Raw genomic sequence first — 24,374 nt, forward strand, 5'->3', positions numbered from 1 at the left:
TCTCCGAAATTAGTAGGTACGCACTTTCGGCGGGAAGGCCGCGCGCAGTTTCGGCTGCATGTTCACCTCACGGCGCGTCATGCTCTCGGTTTCCGGGACATAAAGACTGTGGCACAGCCAGTTCTCATCATCACGATCCGGGAAGTCGAAGCGACTATGTGCACCGCGGCTCTCGGTGCGATAGTTAGCCGCCACCGCCGTGGCAAACGCCGTCTCCATCAGGTTGTCCAGTTCCAGACATTCAATACGCTGCGTGTTGAAGTCCGGCGAGCGGTCATCCAGACGCGCCGATTTCAGGCGTTCGCGGATCACTTTCAGCTCTTCCAGGCCCTGCGCCATTGCATCGCCTTCACGGAATACCGAGAAGTTATTCTGCATGCAACGTTGCAGCGCTTTGCGAATCTCAACCGGGTCTTCACCGGTGGTGTTATTTTCCCAACGGTTAAAGCGCGCCATCGCCGCATCAATCTCATCTTCAGAAGCATCACGCAGTTCGCCCTGCTCCTGAATGCTTTCCAGCAGATGCAGACCCGCAGCGCGGCCAAACACCACCAGGTCGAGCAGCGAGTTGCCGCCCAGACGGTTGGCACCGTGAACCGATACGCAGGCGATTTCGCCCACTGCAAACAGCCCAGGAATCACCACGTCTTCGCCCTGCTCATTCACCCGCAGCGCCTGACCGGTCACTTTGGTCGGAATGCCGCCCATCATGTAGTGACAGGTCGGAATCACCGGAATCGGTTCTTTAATCGGGTCGGCATGGGCAAAGGTGCGTGACAGCTCAAGAATGCCAGGCAGACGTGACTCAAGCACCTCTTTACCGAGGTGATCGAGTTTCAGTTTAATGTGCGGGCCCCACGGGCCATCGCAGCCGCGACCTTCGCGAATTTCGATCATCATCGAGCGCGCAACCACGTCACGGCCCGCCAGATCTTTCGCATTCGGCGCGTAGCGTTCCATGAAGCGCTCGCCATGTTTATTCAGCAGATAACCGCCTTCACCACGGCAGCCTTCGGTCACCAGCACGCCCGCGCCGGCGATGCCGGTTGGGTGGAATTGCCACATCTCCATGTCCTGCACCGGTACGCCTGCGCGCAGCGCCATACCCACGCCGTCACCGGTGTTGATGTGTGCATTGGTGGTGGACTGGTAAATACGGCCTGCCCCGCCGGTCGCCAGTACGGTGGCTTTGGCTTTAAAGTAGACGGTCTCACCGGTTTCGATACAAATCGCGGTACAGCCGACAATTGCGCCGTCGGCATTTTTCACCAGATCCAGCGCGTACCACTCAGAAAAGATAGTGGTCTTATTTTTCAGGTTCTGTTGGTACAGCGTATGCAGCAGGGCGTGACCGGTACGGTCGGCTGCCGCCGCGGTACGTGCCGCCTGCTCGCCACCGAAATTCTTCGACTGGCCGCCGAACGGACGCTGATAGACACGACCATCATCCAGACGCGAGAACGGCAGGCCCATGTGTTCCAGCTCCAGAATCGCTTCCGGTCCGGTTTTACACATATATTCAATCGCGTCCTGGTCACCGATATAGTCGGAGCCTTTGACGGTGTCGTACATGTGCCATTCCCAGTTATCTTCATGGGTATTACCCAGCGCAACGGTAATACCGCCCTGCGCAGATACGGTGTGGGAACGGGTCGGGAAAACTTTAGATAACAGGGCGCAGCTCTGGCCGGCCTGGGAGATTTGCAGTGCGGCTCGCATTCCTGCGCCACCTGCGCCGATCACCACGGCATCGAACTCTCTGATTGGCAAACTCATTTACACACCCCACACCACAACAAATCCATAAATCGCATACCACAACAGCGCCACCACAATCACAAACTGCAACACCAGACGGGTTGGCAGCGATTTGACGTAGTCTGTTAACACCTGCCACATGCCAATCCAGCCGTGGATCAGAATCGAAAACAGCGTCAGCAGGGTGAACACTTTAGTGAATGCGGAAGCGAAGAAGCCACGCCACAACTCATAGGTCAGCGTGTCAGTCATCACCACAAAACCGAGGATGTAGACGATGTAGAGCGTAATCAGAATTGCGGTTGCCCGCAGCAGCAGCCAGTCCTGGATACCGTTGCGACCCAACGCGGATGCATTGCTTACCATACGAGGACTCCCGCCAGAATTGCCAGCACGACAGTGATTACAAAAGTCATATAAGCTGAACGCTTACCCACCTGCAGGGTTTCAGCCACATAACCAAAATCCATCAACATATGACGAATCCCGCTCACCGCGTGATAGGCCAGCGCCGTTAAAATGCCCCACATGATAAACTTCGCGAAGAAGCCATCCATGATGGTTGCAGCGTGCTGGAAACCTTCCGGAGAGGAGAGTGAGAGACCGAGTAGCCACAGCAGGATGCCAAGAGCAACCAATGTGATTACGCCGGAGACGCGGTGAAGAATGGACGATATTGCAGTAACGGGAAACCGGATCGTCGAGAGATCCAAGTTGACAGGTCTTTGTTTTTTCACGGTTTTGCCCACACAGCTCTTTTTTATTTTGCTTCCTCCGGACCTGAGGCGGAGTCTAATCACAACGCGTGGCAGACTTTAACCGTCACCAAAAAAGCAACATCCAGTGTTAATTGACGCGGTAGAAACGCTGGGTGGCTCCTGGTGTCAGGGTGTTCCGGAGACCTGGCAGGAGTATAGGAGGATCACATTCTGATTACAATTCCCCTACAAACTCTTTGGTAAATTTTAGATGGAACAGTGATCCTACTCACGATTTTCACAATTGATACAATTTTAATTATCTGATTTGACAATAGTTCAACAATTCAGTTACAAACTAACGCTACAAATTCCTATGATGCACAAAAGTTATGGGGATACACTTTCCCCTAAGCGCAAGTTATGTAACATTGCGAACGTAAGCATTAAAAAGCATCAGGTTATTGGTTACCAAGAAGTTATGTCCTGACCGGATCTTTAACAACCGCGATATGCAGCATGTCCATGGCTCTACGGTTCCTGCTGGGAACGCGCCTCTCACTCTGTACCCTGCACCAGCCATAAGACAGCAGAGTGATGCTGTGAAGTTTTGCCAACCGCAACATGAACGCGTTTCAGGTGTCTAAAGATCTTTACCTGCCTAAGGCGCTATGGAGACGAAAATGACAGATAAAAAAGTGACGCTAACCCTACAAGATGAAACGTCCGTTGAACTGGATGTGCTGCAAGGCACGCTGGGCCAGGATGTGGTTGATGTCCGCGCCCTCGGCTCCAGTGGACTGTTTACCTTCGATCCGGGTTTCACGTCCACCGCATCCTGCGAGTCAAAAATCACCTTTATTGATGGTGATGAAGGTATCCTGTTGCACCGCGGCTTCCCGATCTCCCAGTTGGCGACCCACTCCAACTATCTGGAAGTGTGCTACATCCTGCTGAATGGCGAAGCGCCAAATCAAAAGCAGTTTGAAGAATTCCGTACCACCGTTACCCGTCATACCATGATTCATGAGCAGATTACCCGTCTGTTCCACGGCTTCCGTCGTGATTCACACCCGATGGCGGTGATGTGTGGCGTGACCGGCGCACTGGCGGCGTTTTATCACGATTCGCTGGACGTTAACAATGAGCGTCACCGCGAAATCGCCGCGTTCCGCCTGCTGTCTAAAATGCCGACCATGGCCGCGATGTGCTACAAATACTCTATCGGTCAGCCGTTTGTTTACCCGCGTAATGACCTCTCTTATGCCGGTAACTTCCTGCACATGATGTTCGCGACACCGTGCGAAGAGTACAAGGTAAATCCGGTACTGGAACGCGCCATGGACCGTATCCTGATCCTGCATGCTGACCATGAGCAGAACGCCTCGACGTCAACCGTGCGTACCGCCGGTTCTTCTGGTGCTAACCCGTTTGCCTGTATCGCCGCCGGGATCGCCTCCCTGTGGGGACCGGCGCACGGCGGTGCCAACGAAGCGACACTGCGCATGCTGGAAGAGATCAGCACCGTTGAGCACATTCCGGAATTTGTTAAACGTGCCAAAGACAAAAATGACTCCTTCCGTCTGATGGGCTTTGGTCACCGCGTTTACAAAAACTACGATCCACGTGCGACCGTGATGCGCGATACCTGCCATGAAGTCCTGAATGAGCTGGGTATGAAGGATGATCTGCTGGAAGTGGCGATGGAACTGGAACACATTGCGCTGAACGACCCTTACTTCATCGAGCGCAAACTCTATCCAAACGTCGATTTCTACTCCGGTATTATTCTGAAAGCGATGGGAATTCCTTCCTCAATGTTTACCGTGATCTTCGCGATGGCGCGTACCGTTGGCTGGATTGCGCACTGGAAAGAGATGCACGACGAAGGGATGAAAATCGCCCGTCCGCGTCAGCTCTATACCGGTTATACCGAGCGCGAATTCAACTCGCAGCTGGAAAAATAAGCGTTATATTTCAACGCAAAAGCGGGGCCATCTGGCCCCGTTTTTTTTATAGCTGCCGTCAGGCACTCAGTGCTGACACCCCGGACACCAGTAAAAAGGCCGTGATGAGAGCGTGCCCTTCTCAATCACCGTGCCGCAGCGCCGGCATTTTTTGCCCTGCCGATGAAACACCTCAAACTGAAACGCCGCTTCCTCATGATATTTCTTCATCGTGCCACGCATCCGATAGGCATGGCGCGGCACTGAAAGCAGCGCCTCGCTGAAAGCAGTCAGCTGATGGTTACTGAGATCCTGCGCCCGATGCTGCGGCAGCAACTGTGCCAGCCAGAGAATTTCGGCACGCAGGTAATTGCCCAGCCCGGCCAGAAAAGCCTGATCCAGCAGCAGACCACTGAACTGCCGCCGCCGGAAACGGGGTGACAGCAGCCGCTCTTTCACCTCATCCACCGTCAGCGCACTGCTCAGCACATCGGGGCCGATGCGGTTAAGAAACGGGTGTGCTGCCAGCGTATCGGCGTTCAGTAACTCAATATCCGACGCGCTATACAGCAGAATAGCCCGATCGGCCGTCGCCAGCCGTACCCGTAACTGTCGGGTGGTCTGTAATTCCGTTTCGGGCGTGACGATGCGCCAGACGCCATACAGCTGATTGTGGCTGTAGAGCGTCAGGCCATTGCTGAAATGTGTCAGCAACGCCTTGCCGCGTGTCTCAATCGCCTGCACCTGTTCGCCAATCAGCGCCGGTTCGTAAGTTTTCAGCGCCGGAAAGGCAAACCACGCTTCGGTTAACGGCTGGCCGACAATCGCGGTCTCGAGCTGATCCGCCACCCGGCGGATCTCTGGTCCTTCAGGCATCGTGGATCCTCTTAGTGTGTGGCACCGCCAGCTATTTTCAGATCTTCACCGGTCTCCAGCGTCACCCGGACCGCAATTTCCAGCGCCTGAATCACACTGGCGACCGACATGCTTGGCGCACCAGGGTGCAACGCCGCCTGCTCCGGCAGGTAAGGGATGTGGATAAAGCCACCGCGCACCGGCGTCTGCTGCTGGGCCAGCCAGTGCAGCAGACCATACATCACCCGGTTACAGGTAAAGGTCCCGGCGGTCTGTGACACCGAGGCGGGAATCCCCGCCTGACGCAGCGCGGCCACAATCGCCTTGATCGGCAGACGCGAGAAATAGGCCGCCGGACCGTCAGCCACAATTGCTTCATCAACCGGCTGATGGCCGGCGTTGTCGGCAATACGCGCATCATCAACGTTGATGCCGATGCGTTCAACGGTAATATCGCTGCGCCCGCCCGCTTGTCCTACCGACAGAATCGCATCCGGTTTCACCTCCTCCAGCGCCTGGTAGAGCACATCCAGCACATCCGCAAACACCACCGGCAACTGACGGATGACGATCCGTGCACCAGCAATCTCTTTGCCTTCCAGCGCACTGACCGCTTCCCATGATGGGTTAATGCTTTCACCGCCAAACGGTTCAAAGGCGGTCATCAGGATAGTTTTCATTCAGCCTCACAGGAACATCAGGAAATAGAGCAGGAAAATGTTAACGATTAACAGTAGCACACCGGTCGGGACCTGAGCTTTGATCACCGCGTTACGATCCGGCAGCTCCAGCAGCGCCGCCGGCACGATGTTAAAGTTAGCCGCCATCGGCGTCATCAGCGTGCCGCAGTAGCCGGAGAACATGCCGATGGCTGCCATCACCGCCGGATTGCCGCCGTGCTGCAGCACCAGAATCGGAATACCGACGCCAGCTGTGATAATCGGAAACGCAGCAAAGGCGTTGCCCATCACCATGGTCAGCAGCGCCATGCCACCGGCATAAACCGCCACCGCGATAAAGCGACTGTCGACCGCCAGATAGCTTTCGGTCAGATGGGAAATCGCACTGCCGACGCCGGCACTGGTAAACAGCAGACCCAGGGTGGCGAGGATCTGCGGCAGGATAAATGCCCAGCCAATAGCATCCAGCAGCCGTCGGGTCTCCTGCATCGACTGCACCGGTTTCTCATGCGTCAGTTTCAGCGCCACCAGCCAGCCGATCAGGCAGCCGATCATCATCGAAAACAGCGTCACCAGCGTCGCGTGGTTACCAGGACCAAACACCGTATCCTGCAAGCCCGGGATATGGTTGAACGCCAGCACGCCCGCGACCGTCACCACCGGGATCGCCAGCGCAGGCAGGAACAGTTTATTGCGCAGGCGCAGCGCACTGGCCTGTTTCTCCTCATCACTGCGCTGATGATAGCGGCCCAGCTTTACCCCGCCTAAGCCAGCAATCAGCGCCATCACCACCACTGCGACCCCGACGCTAATGTTCAGCATCCGGGTGCCGGCGGCTGCCGAACCCATCCACTGCGTCATCAGTTGCGTGGTCCAGTCGCCAACCAGGAAAATCAGGCCATACAGCGCCCAGAACAGTCCGGTGGTTAAACGGCGCGGGTTGGCGCGATCGCCCCAGGAGAGGAGCGCCACCACCAGCAGGATCAGCCCTGCCAGCCACATCAGATATTGTTGCTGAAACATTACTGCCCTCCTTTGGCTTTCAGTGCCTGGCCGTTCAGCGCCTGTAATTCACGGGCTAACTGACGATCGAGCCGTACCAGGCGGGCCGAGTGGATCAGGAAGGCCGCCACTGCGGTCGGGATACCCCACAGGGCAATGTGCAGCGGTTCAGTCTGAATCCCGGCCGACTCCTGCATAAAGTTGTGCATAAAGATAATCGCGCCAAAGGCGACGAAAATGTCCTCGCCAAAGAACAGCCCGACGTTATCAGTTGCCGCCGACATGGCGCGCAGACGATGGCGCACCTCTGGCGAGACGTCAGCATAACGGTTTTCCGTCGCCCCTTCCGCCATCGGTGCCAGCAGTGGGCGCACCATCTGCGGATGACCACCGAGGCTGGTCAGGCCGAGCGCTGCGGTCAGTTCGCGCACCAGCAGATAGACGATCAGTAAACGTCCGGCGGTGGCGGTTTTAATCTGGGCGATCCACGCCTGCGCCCGCTCTTTCAGCCCGTGACGTTCCAGCAGGCCGATCACCGCCAGCGGCAGCAACAGAATCAGCGGCAGGTTACGGGTGTTGAGAAAGCCCGAACCGAGCTTTTCCAGAATGTCGGCCAACGGCATCATGGCCGCGAAGCCGGTGACGAAACCGGCGACAATAACCACCAGCACCGGATTAAACCGTAATACGAAGCCGATAATGATGGCTGCAATGCCAAGCAGCGGCCAGAGATTTACCACGCTATCCATCTTTTCCCCTTAGAGTATGAAAAAGCCCGGGCACAGCCGGGCTAAGCATTATTATTCAGGCACTGGTGACGCTGATTTGCTGGGCGGCAAAGGCATCACGCAGCCGCCGGGCAAACTGCAACGCATGCGCCCCGTCGCCATGTAAGCAGACGGTTTGCGCTTTAACCGCGACCCATTCCCCGCTGATGCTTTTTACCTTGCCCTGCTGCACCATGCTCAGCGTCTGATCGATCGCCTGCTGTTCATCCTCAATCAGCGCTCCGGGCTGGCTGCGCGGCACGAGCGCACCGCTGCTGAGGTAACCGCGATCGGCAAACACCTCTTCACGGGTACGGAGACCATAGTGAGCCGCCGCCCGAATCGATTCGCTGCCCGCCAGCCCGACCACAATCAGCTGGCTGTCCACCGCCTTAATCGCCCGGGCAATGGCGTCGGCCAGCACCGCATCGGCCGCCGCCTGGTTGTAGAGCATGCCGTGCGGCTTAACATGAACCAGCCGCACGCCTTCGCTTTCTGCCAGGCTTTTCAACGCCCCAATCTGGTAGATCATCTGGGCATAGACCGTTTCCGGCGGCAGCTGCATCGCGCTGCGGCCAAAGTTTTCGCGGTCGGGAAAAGCCGGATGTGCGCCAATCGCTACTCCGGCTTCTTTCGCCCAGCGGATCGATTGCAGCATGGTCTGGGCATCGCCGGCGTGAAAGCCACAGGCGATGTTGGCCGAGCTGACCAGTTGCAGCAGCGCGCGATCGCTGTCGCAGCCTTCACCGAGATCGGCGTTTAAATCAATTTTCATCAGCGAGTCCCCATACCATCTGGTCCAGCGCACGCTGCTGATGCTGACGCGCCTGCATCGCCTCCGACAGAGTGCAATGAATAAAGTGAATCGGTTCACCCAGCCGGATTTGCGCCAGGTGATAGAGGTCAGCCTCGATAATACAGGCGATACGCGGATAGCCGCCGGTGGTCTGGGCATCCGCCATCAGCACAATCGGCTGACCGTTAGGCGGCACCTGCACCACGCCCGGTACCAGCCCGTGCGACAGCAGTTCCCGCGGGTTTTCCCGGCTGAGCTGACGTCCCTCCAGTCGGTATCCCATCCGGTTACTTTGCGGACTGAGCTTCCACGCTGTGCGCCAGAACGCCTGCTGCGCCTCGCGGCTGAACTCATGGTATTCCGGACCCGGCAGCGCGCGAATGCGGTTGCCCCACAGCAGCTGCCGGACGCCAGCTTTGCGAGCAAACTGACGGGTCGGTTTGCCCAGCGGAAGGCAGTCGCCATCCTGCAGCGTGCGCCCGTGGAATCCGCCAAATCCGGCTTTCAGATCGGTGCTGACAGAACCGAGCATCGCCGGCAGATCGAACCCGCCCTGTACCGCCAGATAGCTGCGCATGCCGTGTACCGGCATCGCCAGCGACAGCACCTGTCCTTTTTTAACCGGGGTGCGCCAGCCGGTCCATACCGGATTACCGTCCAGTTCTGCGTTACAGCCAGCGCCGGTCAGCGCAAACCAGCCGTCGCGGGTGAACTCCGCCTTAAACTGGCCGAGCACCATCTCCAGCACCGCGCTGTCTGGCGCATTTCCCACCAGCAAATTAGCGGTGGTCATCGCGGGCTGATCCAGCACCCCACCGAGGCTGATACCGTACTGCCGCCAGCCGTGACGACCCGCATCCTGTATCGTGGCGGCCAGTCCGGCTCGCAGGATCCTCAACATACGCCCTCCTTCTGTGGCACGAAGCGCACGGTATCACCGGGTCGGAGCAGCGTCGGCGGTTGCTGCAGCGGATCAAACAGCGCGACAGGCGTCTGGCCGATGAGCTGCCAGCCGCCCGGTGACGCCAGCGGATAGACACCGGTCTGGCTGCCGCCGATACCGACCGATCCGGCGGGCACGGCGACGCGCGGTTCTGCCCGACGAGGAATATGCAGACGCGGATCCAGCCCACCCAGATAGGGAAAGCCGGGCTGAAAACCGATGAAATAGACCACGTAGTCGGTACTGCTGTGCAACTCCACCACCTGATGGATGGAGAGTCCGGCGTGTTCGGCCACTACCGTCAGATCGGGGCCGGCCTCGCCGCCATAAATGACCGGGATCGCCACCTGACGTGATTCCGGTATCTGCACTTCACTCTCTTCCCACCAGCGCTGCAGCCGCTCAATGGCGTCCAGCGCGCTCTGCTGTGGATCACGCAGTATCAGGGTGATGTTGTTCATGCCGGGGATCACCTCCTGAACGCTCGCGACCGCCTGCAGGCGCTGATTCAGACCCCAGATTCGTTGCTGGCTGGCCAGCGAGATGGGTGGTTCCAGTTCCAGCACCACCGCGCGTTCACCCAGTAAATAACAACGTGCTCGTTGCAACAGCGACCTCCCGTTGAGCTGAAATCTCGCGTGCCAGACCGGTTCTGGCGCACGGCTCAGCCGTTTGCTTATCTACTCAAAGCAAACAGTTATGCGAAAGTGACGGAGATGTGTCAACAGATTTAGGTCCTGCGGCGGGGCGCAGGACCGGGAGTGGGATCAGGCAGGATTCGGAATATCGATGAAGGTCACATCCAGACCGTGGTGTTGTGCCAGCCAGTCGCCCAGCGCTTTGACGCCACCGCGCTCGGTCGCATGGTGTCCGGCAGCGAAGAAGTGCAGTCCCTGTTCACGCGCGCTGTGAATGGTCTGCTCCGACACTTCACCGGTCAGGTAAGCATCCACACCAAAAGCAGCAGCCTGATCGATAAAGCCCTGCCCGCCACCGCTGCACCAGGCGATGCGGCGAATCAGTTCTGGTGCGTTGTCGCCACAGTGCAGTGGCTCACGTCCCAGCTTATCGGCAATGCGATCGGCCAGTTGCTGGCCGGTGAGTGGCTCGGCCAGTTCACCCCACAACACCAGCGGCATCACTTCGCCACGTACCTCGATATCCAGCAGCTTCGCCAGCTGCGCGTTGTTGCCTAACTGCGGATGGGCGTCGAGCGGCAGATGCCAGCCATAGAGATTAATGTCGTTGGCCAGCAGCGTACGCAAACGACGACGCTTCATGCCTTTTATCGCGGCCGGTTCGTTTTTCCAGAAATAACCATGGTGCACCACTATCGCATCTGCCTGACGTGCTACGGCTTCATCCAGCAGGGCCTGACAGGCGGTAACGCCGGTAATCACCGTTTTCACTTCGCTGCGCCCTTCAACCTGCAAACCGTTTGGGGCGTAATCACTGAAGTTGTGGCTCTCCAGCTGCTGATTGATCAGCGTCTCGAGTTGGTAATGATTCATCGTGGCTCCTTGATCGCCTCAGGCCGCGCTTTTCGCGCGCTCAAAGGCGTCTAATGTCTTTTTACGGGCGCTCTTATGTTCCACGATCGGTGGCGGATAATCGAGTTTCTTATGATTTTTCGCGGCCCACAGCAGCGGCTGATGAATATCGCTGTCCGGCACGTCTGCCAGCTCCGGCAGATAGTGGCGGATAAATGCGCCCTGCGGATCAAAGCGTTCACCCTGCGTGGTCGGATTGAAGATGCGAAAATAGGGCGCGGCATCGGTGCCGGTCGAGGCTGCCCACTGCCAGCCGCCATTGTTCGCCGCCAGATCCCCATCAATCAGCTGCTGCATGAAGTAGCGTTCACCGTCGCGCCAGTCAATCAGCAGATCCTTGACCAGAAAACTGGCGGTAATCATTCGTAGCCGGTTATGCATCCAGCCAAGCGCGTTGAGCTGCCGCATCGCCGCATCCACAATCGGATAGCCGGTTTTCCCTGCTTTCCAGGCGTCGAAATGGGCTGCGTCAGTCTGCCATTCCACGTGTCGCGTCCAGCTAATAAAGGGCTGGTGCTTGCACAGCGTCGGATACGCCACCAGCAGATGACGATAAAACTCGCGCCAGATCAGCTCATTCAGCCAGCTAAACGCCCGGCTGTTGTCCAGCGCGTCAGGATGTTCATGCAGCACGCGGTGTAGGCACTGTCGCGGCGATAACAGCCCGGTCGCCAGATATACCGATAACCGGCTGGTGCCGTCCCGCGCCGGCAGATCGCGCTCGGCGGGATAATCCAGCACCGGCTGGGTTGCGAACTGCCGCAGGCGTTTCAGGGCTGCGGCTTCGCCGGGCGGAAACAGCGTCTGGTCAACGCTGTCGGTCGGATAATCAAACGGTGGAATCGCCGGGTTTTCCAGCGGCGCGCCGGGACGCGCTTTCGGCGCGGGCACACACTCCGGCAGGGTTTGCTGCAAGCGGCGGACAAACGCTTTGCTGAACGGGGTAAAAACTTTGTACATCGAGCGGTCACCGCTCTGTACGCTGCCAGGCGGCAACAGCAGGCTGTCATCAAAACCCTGACAGATCACGCCCGCCTGATCGAGACGCTTCTCGGCGTCCGCATCGCGCTGGCGTTCGTTGACTTCATACTGATAGTTGTAGAAAAGCTGGTCGACCTGCTGCTGCTGGCAAAAGCTGACCAGGTAATCGACCGCGTCGCCGAAGGTCTCACACGACTGATAATGCAGAGCGATACCCCGCTCGGCCAGCGACGCCGCCAGCAGTTGCAGACTGGCATGAATAAAGGCCGCCTGTCGCGGCGCCATGTCGTGCTGCTGCCACTGTTTCGGCGTGGCGAGATAGAGCGCAATCACCTTTGCCTCGCTGTCGCGGCAGGCAGCATGCAGCGCCAGATTGTCGTTGAGGCGTAAGTCGTTACGCAGCCAGACCAGATGGGTGGTCATAACACTCCTGAATTATTGTCCGTAACGTAAACACAACGCTTCCGGATAGGGATCGAAATAGCGTTGCTCAGCCAGCCATGGATGCGGGAACTCCGCCATGTAGTGCTTCAGAATGGTAATCGGCACCAGCAATGGTTGGGTGCCCTGGCGGTAACGATCAATCAGCGTCGCCAGTTCCTGCCGCTGCGGTGAACTGAGCTGGCGGCGGAAATAACCCTGAACGTGCATCAGAACGTTGGTGTGATTACGACGCGAGGCGGGTCGTGACATCAGCGCCATCATGCGATTACGGTATTCGAAGGCGAATGCTTCCAGTGAGTCCCACTGGTTCATTGAGGCGACAAACGGCCCCAGCTCGCGGTATTTCTCCTGCGAATGGGCCAGCATCAGTAATTTATAGCGGCTGTGGAAGGCAATCAGACGGTGACGGGTCAGGCCGCTTTGCCACATCTGATTGAACTCATGCAGAGCGCAGATGCGACCAATGAAATTTTCGCGCAGCGCAGGATCGTGCAGTCGCCCATCCTCTTCCAGCGGTAACCACGGCATTTCGCGCTGCAGGAATTCAGCAAAAATGCCGGTGCCGGCTTTGCGATTGTTGTTGGTGTCTGGCTCGTAAACCCGCACCCGCTCCATGCCGCAGCTGGGGGATTTGGCGCACAGGATATAGCCTGACAGATGATGCAACGATTTCACGCGCTCGGCCGACCAGTCACGCATCCGGTCAGTCACCTCTTCCCCGCCATCTTTGCTGAAGCACAGATGCAGTTCCTCATCACCCTGATTAACCAGGCGTAAGGCTGGGCGCGGCGTCGGCAGACCAATCGCCATTTCAGGGCAGATCGGCTCGAAACGCACAAAAGGCGTGAGGTCTTCGGTAGCGAAAGTAAGGCGCTTGTGTCCACCGTCAAATCTGACGCTTTCACCAAGCAAGCAGGCACTGATTCCGACCGGGATTTTTTCGCTCATACTTGTACAACCTCCGAAATCTTGTAGAGGTTTAAGTGTAGCGTAAATCAGCCAGGAAGACAGCGTTAAGCCAGGGAAAAGCGCGGTTGTTTTAAGAAAAAACGCAAAAAAAAGCCTGGTCCAGTGACCAGGCCGATTCAGCAGATATCCGTCTTACCAGAAAGCGCCGCCAGCGGCTTCTGCTTGCGCCAGCCATACCGGCTTGGCGCTGGTTTTGCACCACATCCGATGCAGATAGCTGTAGAAGCGAGCGCGGTCGCGACGGAACAGCATCACGGGTAACGCAACAACGCCGAGAAGGACCACCAGCGTGCGACGCAAAATGATTTTGGAACGTGGATAAGCCTGGTACATGGTTATCGCCTCCCGGAGAGTTATAAGGTTCGAATGTGATCTGTGTCTAAGATTACGCCTGATTGTGTAATTTTACTACTCATCAGACCACTTATTTACCCGAAAATATGTCGTTTAAGAATTAACCTGTAATTAAGTTACACAGATGTTATTTCGTGGTTACGCGCAGGTTTAAATCAGCCCGGCGTAACCGGCACGGACGGCAGAAAAATTTGTTGGTAAAGTAGCGCATCACTGTTTATTCAAGGCAGGTTTGCGTGACCACGGTTTTGATCGTTGAAGATGAAAAAGAGATCCGCCGTTTTGTGCGGCTGGCGCTGGAAAATGAGGCACTGAAAGTCTTTGATGCCGATACGCTGCAGCGCGGCTTGATTGAAGCCGCCACCCGTAAACCCGATCTGGTGATCCTCGATTTAGGCCTGCCGGATGGTGATGGTACCGACTTTATCCGCGACCTGCGCCAGTGGAGCGCGATGCCGGTGATTGTGCTGTCAGCACGCAGCGACGAGCAGGATAAAATCGCCGCGCTGGATGCCGGTGCTGATGACTATCTGACCAAGCCGTTTGGTATCGGTGAACTGCTGGCTCGCGTCCGGGTCGCACTGCGGCGGCACAGCAGCCAGCAACCCGACGCCCGCGTCACCTTTGCGGATGTGAGTGTTGATTTTGCTGCACGCCGGGTACAGCGCGGCGGCGAGGAGATTCATCTCACCCCGATTGAGTTTCGCCTGTTGAGTATTCTGCTGAATAACGCGGGCAAAGTGCTGACCCAGCGCCAGCTCCTGAGCCAGGTGTGGGGACCGAATGCGGTGGAGCACAGCCACTATCTGCGCATCTATATGGGGCATCTGCGGCAGAAGCTGGAAGCCAACCCGACCCAGCCGGTGCATCTGCTGACGGAAACCGGTATTGGCTATCGCTTTATGCCATAAAAAAAGGCGCCAGAGGCGCCTTTTTCATTGCCCGATTTCTCAGGCGTTTTTCAGTACTTCGCTGACAATCTCTACCGCTTCTTTCTCAATCTGCGCGCGGTGTTCCGCACCCAGGAAGCTTTCACAGTAGATTTTGTAGGCGTCTTCGGTGCCTGACGGACGCGCGGCGAACCAGCCGTTGTCGGTCATCACTTTCAGGCCACCAATCGACGCGCCATTACCTGGCGCAGCGGTCAGACGCGCGGTAATCGGGTCGCCCGCCAGCGTATCGGCGCTCACCATCTCAGGTGACAGCTTCGACAGCGCGGCTTTCTGGGCAGACGTTGCGGACGCCTGCAGACGGTTATAGCTTGGTGCACCAAAGCGCCCGGCCAGTTCATCGTAATGCTGCTGCGGGTTTTTACCGGTGACAGCAGTGATCTCTGCCGCCAGCAGACACATGATGATGCCGTCTTTATCGGTTGACCATGGCGTGCCATCGAAACGCAGGAAAGAGGCACCGGCGCTCTCTTCGCCGCCGAAACCAAAGCTGCCGTCATACAGACCATCAACAAACCACTTAAAGCCAACCGGCACTTCCACCAGCTTACGGCCGATGTCGTTAACCACGCGGTCGATCATCGCGCTGGACACCAGCGTTTTACCAACGGCGACATCCTGGCCCCACTGTGGACGGTGCTGGAACAGGTAGTTGATTGCCACTGCCAGATAGTGGTTTGGATTCATCAGGCCTGCCGGAGTGACAATACCGTGACGGTCATAATCCGGGTCGTTACCGAACGCCAGATCGAACTTGTCGCGGTAAGCCAGCAGACCGGCCATGGCGCACTCAGAGGAGCAGTCCATGCGGACCACGCCATCTTTATCCAGATGCATAAAGCGGAAAGTCTGATCGACAGCGTCATTTACCAGCGTCAGATCCAGCTTGTAGTGCTCGGCGATACGCTGCCAGTAAGCAATACCAGAACCACCCAGCGGATCAACACCAATTTTCAGACCGGCTTTCTGAATCGCCGGGAAGTCGATGACCTGCGCCAGACCTTCAACGTAAGGCTGGATCAGATCTTTCTCGACCACGTGGCCGCTGGCCAGTGCCTGATCGATTGGCAGACGTTTAACTTCTTTCAGGCCATCTTTGATCAGCTGATTCGCGCGATCTTCAACCACTTTGGTGACGTTGGTATCAGCCGGTCCGCCATTAGGTGGATTGTACTTAATGCCGCCATCTTCCGGTGGGTTGTGTGAAGGCGTGATCACAATGCCGTCGGCCAGTGCGCCACCGGCTTTGTTGTGCTCAAGAATGGCGTTAGAGATGGCAGGGGTCGGCGTATAGCCATTATCCTGCTGCACAATCACATCCACGCCGTTCGCCGCCAGCACTTCCAGCACCGACAGGATCGCCGGCTCGGACAGCGCGTGGGTATCTTTACCCACGTAGCACGGACCGGTGATGCCGTTCTTTTTACGCTCTTCTGCAATCGCCTGCGCAATCGCCAGAATGTGCATCTCGTTGAAGCTTTGACGCCCTGCGCTACCGCGATGGCCAGAGGTGCCAAACTTCACCGCATGTTCCGGGTTCGCCACGTCGGGCTGCAGGACATAATACTGTGAGGTTAATTGTGCAACGTTAATCAAATCGCTCTGCTGGGCGGGTTGCCCGGCACGGGGGTGATTGGCCATTGGCGCTTCTCCCTGACGCTTCAGTTTAAATGGTGCCGCAAACTTTCTCAGTCAGTTCCTGCGGGAACTGCATTGAGAGCATGATGTGTTCGATCATGCTGCATTTGCGACCGGTATTGGTATTGGTGATCACCCAGTACGGTGTGCCGGGTACGTGCTTCGGCTTAGTATGGGTGCCATTTTGCAACAGCGTATGCTCATCACCCGCAAAATAGACGCGGGTACGGCCCTGCAGTGATGCAGTTGCCTCAGCAAAGGCTGCGGTATCAAGACGATAGAGCGTTGACAAGATTAGCATAAAGCGATTAACCGCCCGCTTCTGCTCCGCATATTCATCAGAAAGCATCAGTTCACGCATCGCGCGTACCCGATCCTGCGGACGTGAGCCAGCCACGGCAGGCTGAGTCTCTTTCGCCGCACCGGACGCTGCATTTTGTGCCGGCGCAGCAGGTGCTGTCTGACCGGCCGTGAACTTCAGCATACGACGCAGAATGTCGGATGCGCTTTCACCAATGTGTTGCGTGTGGCTGGCAATATAACGGTAGAGCTCTTCGTCAACTTCGATCGTTTTCATCTTATTCCGTACGGTTCTTTCTCATGACAGAACCACTTGTTTCCTGAAAAGCCCTAAGCAAAGTTTGGCGATTCGAAGGGTGAGCGGGTTCTAACATGAGGATTATAAAGTTAAATTCAGGCGGGTTGTTAGCAATCAAACGGTTTACGGGCAAAAGTCAGAATATGTCCTAATGCCGCCGGAACCGGCGCGCCTGAAAAGGTGAATCCATGATAACCTAAGCTTAGGTCTCAAACTTAAGAACTTTGCCATGATTTTGAACGCCCGTCTGCAAACTGAACAATCCCCGACTGATTCCCTGCCCATCCTGCTGATCCACGGCCTGTTCGGAACGCTGGATAACCTTGGCGTGCTGGCTCGCGGGTTAAAAGATGCCGCGCCGGTACTGCAGGTTGATGTCCGCAACCATGGATTATCACCGCGATCCGATCAGATGAACTACGCTGTGATGGCACAGGATATGTTAGAGACGCTGGATGCGCACGGCATCGATCGGGTGGCGGTAATCGGTCATTCGATGGGCGGCAAAATTGCCATGACCATGAGTGCGCTGGCGGCAGATCGTATCGAACGTCTGGTGATGATCGATATCGCACCGGTGGATTATCAGACCCGCCGCCACGACACCATTTTCGCGGCGATCCGCGCGGTAACGGAAGCGGGCGTGACTTCCCGCAGTGAAGCCGCGCAGGTGATGCGTGGCCTGCTCGATGAAGAGGGTGTGATTCAGTTCCTGCTGAAATCTTTCCAGCAGGGTGAATGGCGCTTCAACGTGCCGGTATTGTGGGACAACTACACCACCATTTCTGGCTGGCAGCCGGTTCCCGCCTGGCCGCATCCGGCGCTGTTTATTCGCGGCGGTGACTCCAGCTACCTGGATAATCAGTACCGCGAGGCGTTGATTACGCAGTTCCCGGCGGCTCATGCGCATGTGATCAGCGGCGCGGGACACTGGGTGCACGCCGAAAAACCTGATGCCGTATTACGCAGCGTCCGTCGCTTTTTTGCGCTTTAAAAGCAAATACCTGGCGGCAAATGTTTAGGATTGGCGTCCGGAGTTAGCGTGGAGTATGATGGCGCGCTAAAATTTTGCCGCCGGTCATTTTGCCGCGGTAACGGCCAATAATTTATAATCTGCGCGGCGAGCGTCTGGCGCCCGCACATTCAGTTTCACTAAGCCATGGCAAAAGAACACACTGACCGCACGACGCTCGATCTGTTTGCTGATGAGCGCCGCCCAGGTCGACCCAAAACCAGTCCGCTTTCGCGTGATGAACAGCTGCGCATCAATAAGCGCAATCAACTGAAACGTGACAAAGGGCGCGGGCTTCGTCGTGTCGAACTGAAAATGAACAGTGAAGCCGTCGAAGCGCTCAATACGCTGGCAGAACAGCGCAATCTCAGCCGTAGCGAATTGATTGAACAAATGCTGCTGGCGCAACTCAAACTGGATTAATGCGGGCAAAACGCACGCAGAGGCAAATGTCGAGGCTTTAACCGTTCCGCGGGTTTGTCTCGTCTGCTATTATTCGCTGAAATGTGCTGCGGCACACATCTCATCATCAGGATTTAAGAGGTTATTTTACTCATGGCACTCGTAGGCATCTTCTTTGGCAGCGATACCGGCAACACCGAAAACATTGCAAAAATGATCCAGAAACAGCTGGGTAAAGACGTTGCAGAAGTCCACGACATCGCGAAAAGCACTAAAGAAGATCTGGAAGCGTTTGACATCCTGCTGCTGGGTATTCCGACCTGGTATTACGGTGAAGCGCAGTGCGACTGGGATGACTTTTTCCCGACGCTGGAAGAGATCGATTTTAACGGCAAGCTGGTTGCCCTGTTCGGCTGCGGCGATCAGGAAGATTATGCCGAGTATTTCTGTGATGCGATGGGCACCATCCGCGACATCATTGAGCCGCACGGCGCAGTGATCGTAGGCCACTGGCCGACCGAAGGCTATCACTTCGAAGCGTCAAAAGGCCTGGCTGACGATACCCACTTCCTCGGCCTGGCGATTGACGAAGATCGTCAGCCAGAGCTGACCAATGCACGCGTCGAGAAATGGGTTAAGCAGATTTTTGATGAACTGCAGCTTAAAGAGATCCTCGAAGCCTGAGGGTAGCCGACTCAATGTGAGCGCCAGCTCACATTGAGGCAACGGAAATTCCTATAGAAATAATAGCCACATTTTTTTAACTTTCTTCGTTTAATCTGTAGAATACCCGCATCGATCTTCCGCTTATTTTCTCTGGCAGCAGATAGGACTAAGCGAAATGTTAACAGACTCCTGCAGAAATCCTCCCCGGCTCGGTGACGTATCCCATACAGCCCCGGGTGATTTAGGCACTCCCCTCGGTTTTCATTTCACTGCATCAGTTCTATAATGAGACGCAAATGAGAATGGGTATAGATCGACATTCAAGGCCAAGCGCCACAAAAGTGAATATAAGTAACAGGACAAAATCCGCATGACTGACAACAATACCGCATTAAAGAAGGCTGGCCTGAAAGTCACGCTGCCCAGACTGAAAATTCTGGAAGTGCTTCAGGAACCTGAGTGCCATCACGTCAGCGCGGAAGATTTGTACAAACGCCTGATCGACATCGGCGAAGAGATTGGCCTGGCCACCGTTTACCGCGTGCTGAACCAGTTCGATGATGCCGGTATCGTGACCCGTCACAATTTTGAAGGCGGCAAGTCGGTGTTTGAGCTGACCCAGCAGCATCACCACGATCACCTGATCTGCCTGGACTGCGGTAAAGTGATTGAGTTCAGCGACGAGTCGATTGAAACCCGTCAGCGCGAAATCGCCACCCGCCACGGCATCAAGCTGACCAACCACAGTCTCTATCTGTATGGTCACTGTGCACTGGGCGACTGCCGTGAAGATGAGACGCTGCACGATCAGTAAGTCTGACGCAGGCTGAAATAAAAAAACCGGTGAATTCACCGGTTTTTTTTTGTTCTTTTTTCGCTGTCGGCTCAGGCAACCAGCGTTTCCTGCAGATAACGCCAGCGCGGAATCGAGGTACTGTAATCCAGAATCGCCAGTGCGATGCGGCTCTGATTATTGCCGTTCAGCATCTGCATCTCCCGGTACTGTACGGTGACCTCTTTCTCCTGATGGGAAATGACCACGTGCTCGCAGGTTGCGATACGCATCCCTTCCCGCTGGCCCTGTAGCTGACGGAAAAGATCTTCCACTTCATTCAGGTTCAGCTGAGTTCCACGCGGGGTAACCATGCGAAAATCGGGATGAAAATAGGACATCATCAGCTCGAAACTGTCATCAGAGCCGGCAGGTTGATTGAAAATACGTTCAATAAGTTGATGTAAAACGACGACACTGTGTTTGGCTTCCTGGGCGAGAACGGTCATTTTTTTTCCTTATATCACTCGCTGAGCTATGTCTGTGAGGGCATAGCCTACCTGAAAGCGGATAATTCACATCTGGTAATTGATTAATTTTTTTAAACTCAGATTTCTCTCACAACTTCGTAACAATCGCTGAAAAAGGCTTGCAGAATAAACCTCGGTGATGGCAAAAATCAGGACAATAAAAAAGGGCGATAAGTCGCCCTTTTGTCATTTTATCAGGTCAGCACCAACGATTATTCGCCGGCTTTAGTCCAGGTATCGCGTAAGCCAACGGTGCGGTTAAACACCAGCTGTGACGGCTTCGAATAGACGCTGTCCGCGCAGAAGTAACCTTCACGCTCAAACTGGTACGGCGTGGTGGCTTCCACATCGCGCAGGCCTGGCTCAACAAAGCCCTGTTTGATGGTCAGCGAGTCTGGATTGATCACCGACAGAAAATCGTCGGCTGCACCCGGATTTGGCACGCTGAACAGGCGATCATACAGGCGGAACTCGGCTGGCTGCGCGTGTTCTGCCGACACCCAATGGATCACGCCTTTGACCTTGCGGCCATCAGCAGGATCTTTACTCAGGGTATCAACATCGCTGGTGCAGTAGATGCAGGTGATGTTGCCGTCTTCATCTTTTGCCACCCGCTCAGCACGGATCACGTAGGCGTTGCGCAGGCGAACTTCTTTGCCCAGCACCAGACGCTTATACTGCTTGTTGGCCTCTTCACGGAAATCCGCCCGGTCGATCCAGATCTCACGGCTGAAAGGCACTTCACGCGTGCCCATCTCCGGTTTAGACGGATGGTTAGGCATGGTGATGCTTTCGTGATGGCCAGCCGGCAGATTTTCGATCACGACTTTCAGTGGATCGAGCACCGCCATAGCACGTGGCGCATTCTCATTAAGATCGTCACGGATGCACGATTCCAGCGACGCCATTTCCACAATATTGTCCTGCTTGGTGACGCCAATACGGCGGCAGAACTCGCGGATTGACGCGGCAGTGTAACCGCGACGGCGTAAGCCAGAAACGGTCAGCATGCGCGGATCATCCCAGCCCTCAACGTGCTTCTCTGTCACCAGCTGCGTCAGTTTGCGTTTTGACATCACCGCATACTCAAGATTCAGGCGCGAGAACTCATACTGACGCGGGTGCACCGGAATGGTGATGTTATCCAGCACCCAGTCATACAGACGACGGTTGTCCTGGAACTCCAGCGTACAGAGTGAATGGGTAATCCCTTCCAGCGCATCAGAGATGCAGTGGGTAAAGTCATACATCGGATAGATGCACCACTTGTTACCGGTCTGGTGGTGTTCAGCGAATTTAATTCGATAGAGCACCGGATCGCGCATCACGATAAAGTTAGAAGCCATATCGATTTTGGCGCGCAGGCAGGCAGTGCCTTCGGCAAACTCACCGCTACGCATTTTCTCGAACAGCGCCAGGTTCTCTTCCACGCTGCGATCGCGATACGGGCTGTTTTTACCCGGCGCAGTCAGGGTGCCACGGTATTCGCGGATCGCTTCCGGACTCAGCTCATCGACATAAGCCAGCCCTTTATTGATCAGTTCGATGGCATAGTTGTAGAGCTGATCAAAATAGTTTGATGAGTAACAAACCTCACCGCTCCACTCAAAGCCCAGCCATTTGACGTCACGCTTGATGGATTCAACGAACTCCATATCCTCTTTGACCGGATTGGTATCGTCGAAACGCAGATTGCATTGCCCCTGGTAATCCTGGGCGATGCCAAAATTCAGACAGATCGATTTCGCATGACCAATGTGCAGATAGCCATTGGGCTCCGGCGGAAAACGGGTATGCACGCTGCTGTGCTTACCGCTCGCCAAATCTTCGTCGATGATCTGACGAATAAAGTTAGTTGGGCGGGCTTCAGCCTCACTCATCTCAAAAATCCTCAATACGAATAGCGGGTGATATGTACCACGAAGTAACGGAGTATGATCCACAAAGCGCCAGAGGGAAACAACCGTTTGTTCAGCCTTTAAAACAAAAAAGGCAGGAATCGCTTCCTGCCTTGTGGCTTCTGTTGCGGGGATTAGCCTTTCACTTGGTACAGCGGGGTTTCACCCGCCACGACCTTACCGCTGGCCAGTAACGTCAGGCCGGCAAAATCATCGCTGTTGCTGACCACCACCGGACTGACCATCGAGCGGGCATTGGCGTTCAGGAAATCCAGGTCCATCTCCAGTACCGGCTGACCGGCCGCCACGCTGGCGCCCTCTTCCACCAGACGGGTAAAGCCTTTACCCTCCAGCGCCACGGTGTCCAGCCCCATGTGCACCACAATCTCAACCCCGTTGTCGGTTTCCAGACAGAAAGCGTGATTGGTATTGAAAATTTTCACCAGCGTACCGGCAATCGGTGCAACCACCCATTTGTCGCTCGGCTTGATCGCCAGACCGTCACCCACCGCTTTGCTGGCAAAGGCTTCGTCCGGTACCGCATCCAGCGCAACGACGTCACCACTCACCGGTGCCAGCAGCGTGGCGATAACCCGTGATTCACTGTTCAGTACCGCCTGCGGCTTAACGGCTTCCGGTGCAGCTGCAGCTGCATTGCTGCTGGTGGCGGCTACCGGCCCTTTGGTCAGCACTTTTTTCATCGCCGACGCAATGCCTTCTGCCTGAGTACCGACAATAATCTGTACGCTCTGCTTGTTGAGGCGAATCACTCCGGACGCGCCGAGACGTTTAGCCACGCCCTCATTGACCTGCGCTGAATCATTAACGTTAAGACGCAGACGGGTAATACAGGCATCAATGCTGGTTAAGTTGTCTGAGCCACCCACCGCGCCAATATAGCGACGCGCCAGCGTTTCAGTTGCACTTTCACCGTTATCGGTTTTATCGACGTTGACGTCATAACCATCACTCTCATCACCAGCGACTGCCAGCTCACGGCCCGGCGTCATCAGGTTGAATTTTTTGATGGTGAAACGGAACACCACGTAGTAGATGACGAAGAACACCAGCCCCTGCGGGATCAGCATGTACCAGTGCGTTGCCAGCGGGTTACGGGTCGACAGCACCATATCCACCAGCCCGGCGCTGAAGCCGAAGCCGGCAATCCAATGCATGCTGGCCGCGATGAAGACGGAAATACCGGTCAGCACGGCGTGGATCAGATACAGCACCGGTGCCACGAACATGAAGGAGAACTCCAGCGGCTCAGTGATGCCGGTGAAGAAGGCTGCCACCGCTGCCGCCAGCATGATACCGCCAACTTTGGCGCGGTTTTCCGGCCGTGCACACTGGTAAATTGCCAGCGCCGCACCCGGCAGACCGAACATCATGATGGGGAAGAAGCCCGCCTGATAGCGACCGGTGATGCCGACAGTTGCCGATCCATCAGCCAGTGACTGTGCGCCGCCGAGGAATTTAGGAATATCGTTAATCCCGGCCACATCAAACCAGAACACGGAGTTCAGCGCGTGATGTAAACCTACCGGAATCAGCAGACGGTTAAAGAAGGCGTAGATACCGGCGCCGACTGAACCCAGTTTCTGGATATGCTCGCCAAAACTGACCAGACCGTTAAATACCACCGGCCAGATATACATCAGGATAAAGGCGACTAAGATCATCAGGAACGACACCAGAATCGGTACCAGTCGGCGTCCGCTGAAGAATGAGAGCGCTTTAGGCAGCTCGACGTGGCTGAAGCGGTTATAGACTTCCGCCGATAAAATACCGACCAGGATACCAACAAACTGGTTTTCAATTTTGCCAAAGGCAGCAGGTACCTGCTCCAGCGGTATTTTCTGAATCATCGCCACCGCAGCTGGCGAACAGAGTGTGGTCACTACCAGGAACCCGACGAAGCCGGTCAGCGCTGCTGCGCCATCTTTATCTTTGGACATCCCGTAAGCGATACCGATAGCGAACAGCACTGACATGTGTTCGATGATGGCGGCACCGGATTTGATAAACAGCGCTGCCAGCGCATTGCCTGCGCCCCAGCTGACTGGATCAATCCAGTAACCGACCCCCATTAATATCGCTGCCGCTGGCAGGGTTGCTACCGGCACCATCAGTGCACGGCCAACGCGTTGTAAGTAACCTAACAT

The 24,374-nt window shown here is 56.0% G+C and carries 25 protein-coding genes; 6 read left to right on the forward strand and 19 right to left on the reverse strand.

Annotated elements, in window-relative coordinates; all coding sequences use genetic code 11:
- Window positions 1-9: 9 nt before the first annotated feature.
- The 3 genes from sdhA to sdhC are packed head-to-tail and all read right to left on the reverse strand — an operon-like array spanning window position 10 to window position 2,507.
- Window positions 10-1,776 carry a succinate dehydrogenase flavoprotein subunit gene (gene sdhA / locus FHW04_RS02215; protein WP_031374823.1) on the reverse strand — a complete coding sequence of 589 codons (1,767 nt, stop codon included), beginning with the start codon at window positions 1,774-1,776 and terminating at the stop codon, window positions 10-12.
- Window positions 1,777-2,124: a succinate dehydrogenase membrane anchor subunit gene (gene sdhD / locus FHW04_RS02220; protein WP_031374822.1), complete on the reverse strand. Its 348-nt coding sequence runs from the start codon at window positions 2,122-2,124 to the stop codon at window positions 1,777-1,779.
- The gene (gene sdhC / locus FHW04_RS02225) at window positions 2,118-2,507 is read right to left on the reverse strand and encodes a succinate dehydrogenase cytochrome b556 subunit (protein ID WP_089561139.1); all 390 of its coding nucleotides are present in this window, start codon (window positions 2,505-2,507) and stop codon (window positions 2,118-2,120) included. The genes sdhD and sdhC overlap by 7 nt, the downstream gene beginning before the upstream one ends.
- A gap of 632 nt (window positions 2,508-3,139) precedes the next feature.
- On the opposite strand from sdhC, the gene FHW04_RS02230 reads away from it, so the two are divergent.
- A complete protein-coding gene (locus tag FHW04_RS02230) occupies window positions 3,140-4,423 on the forward strand; it encodes a citrate synthase (protein ID WP_031374820.1) in 1,284 nt (427 codons plus the stop codon).
- A 66-nt stretch (window positions 4,424-4,489) separates the two neighbouring features.
- Here the strand turns inward: FHW04_RS02230 and nei are convergent, their stop codons facing one another.
- From nei to FHW04_RS02285, 11 genes are all read right to left on the reverse strand, one after another.
- Window positions 4,490-5,278, reverse strand: a complete 789-nt coding sequence (gene nei, locus FHW04_RS02235) for an endonuclease VIII (RefSeq protein WP_031374819.1) — start codon at window positions 5,276-5,278, stop codon at window positions 4,490-4,492.
- A gap of 11 nt (window positions 5,279-5,289) precedes the next feature.
- Entirely contained in the window at window positions 5,290-5,937 is a 648-nt protein-coding gene (gene pcp, locus FHW04_RS02240; protein WP_089561140.1) for a pyroglutamyl-peptidase I, read from the reverse strand.
- A gap of 6 nt (window positions 5,938-5,943) precedes the next feature.
- Window positions 5,944-6,960 carry a DUF979 domain-containing protein gene (locus FHW04_RS02245; RefSeq protein ID WP_069728035.1) on the reverse strand — a complete coding sequence of 339 codons (1,017 nt, stop codon included), beginning with the start codon at window positions 6,958-6,960 and terminating at the stop codon, window positions 5,944-5,946.
- On the reverse strand, window positions 6,960-7,688 hold the full coding sequence (locus FHW04_RS02250) for a DUF969 domain-containing protein (protein ID WP_031374818.1): 729 nt from the start codon (window positions 7,686-7,688) through the stop codon (window positions 6,960-6,962). Before FHW04_RS02250 ends, FHW04_RS02245 begins: the two co-directional genes overlap by 1 nt.
- 55 nt (window positions 7,689-7,743) lie before the next feature.
- A complete protein-coding gene (gene pxpA, locus FHW04_RS02255; protein WP_069728034.1) occupies window positions 7,744-8,481 on the reverse strand; it encodes a 5-oxoprolinase subunit PxpA in 738 nt (245 codons plus the stop codon).
- A complete protein-coding gene (pxpC, locus tag FHW04_RS02260) occupies window positions 8,471-9,403 on the reverse strand; it encodes a 5-oxoprolinase subunit PxpC (protein WP_089561141.1) in 933 nt (310 codons plus the stop codon). The genes pxpA and pxpC overlap by 11 nt, the downstream gene beginning before the upstream one ends.
- Window positions 9,397-10,053 carry a 5-oxoprolinase subunit PxpB gene (pxpB, locus tag FHW04_RS02265; RefSeq protein ID WP_031374816.1) on the reverse strand — a complete coding sequence of 219 codons (657 nt, stop codon included), beginning with the start codon at window positions 10,051-10,053 and terminating at the stop codon, window positions 9,397-9,399. The genes pxpC and pxpB overlap by 7 nt, the downstream gene beginning before the upstream one ends.
- 159 nt (window positions 10,054-10,212) lie before the next feature.
- Window positions 10,213-10,956: a type 2 GTP cyclohydrolase I gene (locus tag FHW04_RS02270; protein WP_031374815.1), complete on the reverse strand. Its 744-nt coding sequence runs from the start codon at window positions 10,954-10,956 to the stop codon at window positions 10,213-10,215.
- 18 nt (window positions 10,957-10,974) lie between these two features.
- Window positions 10,975-12,399 (reverse strand): deoxyribodipyrimidine photo-lyase, encoded by a 1,425-nt coding sequence (gene phrB, locus FHW04_RS02275; RefSeq protein WP_089561142.1) that lies wholly within the window; start codon window positions 12,397-12,399, stop codon window positions 10,975-10,977.
- Between the two features lie 12 nt (window positions 12,400-12,411).
- Window positions 12,412-13,368: a YbgA family protein gene (locus FHW04_RS02280; protein ID WP_031374813.1), complete on the reverse strand. Its 957-nt coding sequence runs from the start codon at window positions 13,366-13,368 to the stop codon at window positions 12,412-12,414.
- Between the two features lie 153 nt (window positions 13,369-13,521).
- Complete coding sequence (locus FHW04_RS02285) at window positions 13,522-13,722, reverse strand: DUF2517 family protein (RefSeq protein ID WP_031374812.1); 201 nt, start codon at window positions 13,720-13,722, stop codon at window positions 13,522-13,524.
- A 257-nt stretch (window positions 13,723-13,979) separates the two neighbouring features.
- Here FHW04_RS02285 and kdpE point away from each other — a divergent pair, with 257 nt between their 5' ends.
- Window positions 13,980-14,654 (forward strand): two-component system response regulator KdpE, encoded by a 675-nt coding sequence (gene kdpE / locus FHW04_RS02290; protein WP_031374811.1) that lies wholly within the window; start codon window positions 13,980-13,982, stop codon window positions 14,652-14,654.
- 39 nt (window positions 14,655-14,693) lie between these two features.
- Here kdpE and pgm read toward each other — a convergent pair whose 3' ends face one another.
- Window positions 14,694-16,334 (reverse strand): phosphoglucomutase (alpha-D-glucose-1,6-bisphosphate-dependent), encoded by a 1,641-nt coding sequence (gene pgm / locus FHW04_RS02295; RefSeq protein ID WP_031374810.1) that lies wholly within the window; start codon window positions 16,332-16,334, stop codon window positions 14,694-14,696.
- Between the two features lie 25 nt (window positions 16,335-16,359).
- Complete coding sequence (gene seqA / locus FHW04_RS02300; RefSeq protein ID WP_031374809.1) at window positions 16,360-16,908, reverse strand: replication initiation negative regulator SeqA; 549 nt, start codon at window positions 16,906-16,908, stop codon at window positions 16,360-16,362.
- A gap of 250 nt (window positions 16,909-17,158) precedes the next feature.
- Here seqA and ybfF point away from each other — a divergent pair, with 250 nt between their 5' ends.
- From ybfF to fur, 4 genes are all read left to right on the forward strand, one after another.
- Complete coding sequence (ybfF, locus tag FHW04_RS02305) at window positions 17,159-17,923, forward strand: esterase (protein ID WP_031374808.1); 765 nt, start codon at window positions 17,159-17,161, stop codon at window positions 17,921-17,923.
- A gap of 165 nt (window positions 17,924-18,088) precedes the next feature.
- A complete protein-coding gene (gene ybfE, locus FHW04_RS02310; protein ID WP_069728027.1) occupies window positions 18,089-18,364 on the forward strand; it encodes a LexA regulated protein in 276 nt (91 codons plus the stop codon).
- Window positions 18,365-18,496: 132 nt separating this feature from the next.
- Window positions 18,497-19,027: a flavodoxin FldA gene (gene fldA / locus FHW04_RS02315; RefSeq protein WP_031374806.1), complete on the forward strand. Its 531-nt coding sequence runs from the start codon at window positions 18,497-18,499 to the stop codon at window positions 19,025-19,027.
- A 352-nt stretch (window positions 19,028-19,379) separates the two neighbouring features.
- Window positions 19,380-19,823, forward strand: a complete 444-nt coding sequence (fur, locus tag FHW04_RS02320) for a ferric iron uptake transcriptional regulator (protein ID WP_031374805.1) — start codon at window positions 19,380-19,382, stop codon at window positions 19,821-19,823.
- A 71-nt stretch (window positions 19,824-19,894) separates the two neighbouring features.
- Here the strand turns inward: fur and FHW04_RS02325 are convergent, their stop codons facing one another.
- The 3 genes from FHW04_RS02325 to nagE form a co-directional block, all read right to left on the reverse strand.
- Window positions 19,895-20,290 (reverse strand): hypothetical protein, encoded by a 396-nt coding sequence (locus tag FHW04_RS02325; RefSeq protein WP_031374804.1) that lies wholly within the window; start codon window positions 20,288-20,290, stop codon window positions 19,895-19,897.
- A gap of 233 nt (window positions 20,291-20,523) precedes the next feature.
- On the reverse strand, window positions 20,524-22,191 hold the full coding sequence (gene glnS / locus FHW04_RS02330; protein WP_046288458.1) for a glutamine--tRNA ligase: 1,668 nt from the start codon (window positions 22,189-22,191) through the stop codon (window positions 20,524-20,526).
- A 152-nt stretch (window positions 22,192-22,343) separates the two neighbouring features.
- A complete protein-coding gene (gene nagE, locus FHW04_RS02335) occupies window positions 22,344-24,374 on the reverse strand; it encodes an N-acetylglucosamine-specific PTS transporter subunit IIBC (RefSeq protein WP_089561143.1) in 2,031 nt (676 codons plus the stop codon).

Origin of the sequence: Pantoea sp. AN62 (assembly GCF_050432985.1) — a bacterium.
Lineage (GTDB): Bacteria > Pseudomonadota > Gammaproteobacteria > Enterobacterales > Enterobacteriaceae > Pantoea > Pantoea brenneri.

Excerpts from the sequence above, each read along its gene's own strand:
- sdhA (WP_031374823.1), bottom strand. The coding sequence starts at position 1,776 with ATGAGTTTGCCAATCAGAGAGTTCGATGCCGTGGTGATCGGCGCAGGT.
- sdhD (WP_031374822.1), bottom strand. The coding sequence starts at position 2,124 with ATGGTAAGCAATGCATCCGCGTTGGGTCGCAACGGTATCCAGGACTGG.
- FHW04_RS02230 (WP_031374820.1), top strand. The coding sequence starts at position 3,140 with ATGACAGATAAAAAAGTGACGCTAACCCTACAAGATGAAACGTCCGTT.
- nei (WP_031374819.1), bottom strand. The coding sequence starts at position 5,278 with ATGCCTGAAGGACCAGAGATCCGCCGGGTGGCGGATCAGCTCGAGACC.
- pcp (WP_089561140.1), bottom strand. The coding sequence starts at position 5,937 with ATGAAAACTATCCTGATGACCGCCTTTGAACCGTTTGGCGGTGAAAGC.
- FHW04_RS02245 (WP_069728035.1), bottom strand. The coding sequence starts at position 6,960 with ATGTTTCAGCAACAATATCTGATGTGGCTGGCAGGGCTGATCCTGCTG.
- FHW04_RS02250 (WP_031374818.1), bottom strand. The coding sequence starts at position 7,688 with ATGGATAGCGTGGTAAATCTCTGGCCGCTGCTTGGCATTGCAGCCATC.
- pxpA (WP_069728034.1), bottom strand. The coding sequence starts at position 8,481 with ATGAAAATTGATTTAAACGCCGATCTCGGTGAAGGCTGCGACAGCGAT.
- pxpC (WP_089561141.1), bottom strand. The coding sequence starts at position 9,403 with ATGTTGAGGATCCTGCGAGCCGGACTGGCCGCCACGATACAGGATGCG.
- FHW04_RS02270 (WP_031374815.1), bottom strand. The coding sequence starts at position 10,956 with ATGAATCATTACCAACTCGAGACGCTGATCAATCAGCAGCTGGAGAGC.
- phrB (WP_089561142.1), bottom strand. The coding sequence starts at position 12,399 with ATGACCACCCATCTGGTCTGGCTGCGTAACGACTTACGCCTCAACGAC.
- FHW04_RS02280 (WP_031374813.1), bottom strand. The coding sequence starts at position 13,368 with ATGAGCGAAAAAATCCCGGTCGGAATCAGTGCCTGCTTGCTTGGTGAA.
- FHW04_RS02285 (WP_031374812.1), bottom strand. The coding sequence starts at position 13,722 with ATGTACCAGGCTTATCCACGTTCCAAAATCATTTTGCGTCGCACGCTG.
- pgm (WP_031374810.1), bottom strand. The coding sequence starts at position 16,334 with ATGGCCAATCACCCCCGTGCCGGGCAACCCGCCCAGCAGAGCGATTTG.
- seqA (WP_031374809.1), bottom strand. The coding sequence starts at position 16,908 with ATGAAAACGATCGAAGTTGACGAAGAGCTCTACCGTTATATTGCCAGC.
- ybfF (WP_031374808.1), top strand. The coding sequence starts at position 17,159 with ATGATTTTGAACGCCCGTCTGCAAACTGAACAATCCCCGACTGATTCC.
- ybfE (WP_069728027.1), top strand. The coding sequence starts at position 18,089 with ATGGCAAAAGAACACACTGACCGCACGACGCTCGATCTGTTTGCTGAT.
- fldA (WP_031374806.1), top strand. The coding sequence starts at position 18,497 with ATGGCACTCGTAGGCATCTTCTTTGGCAGCGATACCGGCAACACCGAA.
- fur (WP_031374805.1), top strand. The coding sequence starts at position 19,380 with ATGACTGACAACAATACCGCATTAAAGAAGGCTGGCCTGAAAGTCACG.
- FHW04_RS02325 (WP_031374804.1), bottom strand. The coding sequence starts at position 20,290 with ATGACCGTTCTCGCCCAGGAAGCCAAACACAGTGTCGTCGTTTTACAT.
- glnS (WP_046288458.1), bottom strand. The coding sequence starts at position 22,191 with ATGAGTGAGGCTGAAGCCCGCCCAACTAACTTTATTCGTCAGATCATC.
- nagE (WP_089561143.1), bottom strand. The coding sequence starts at position 24,374 with ATGTTAGGTTACTTACAACGCGTTGGCCGTGCACTGATGGTGCCGGTA.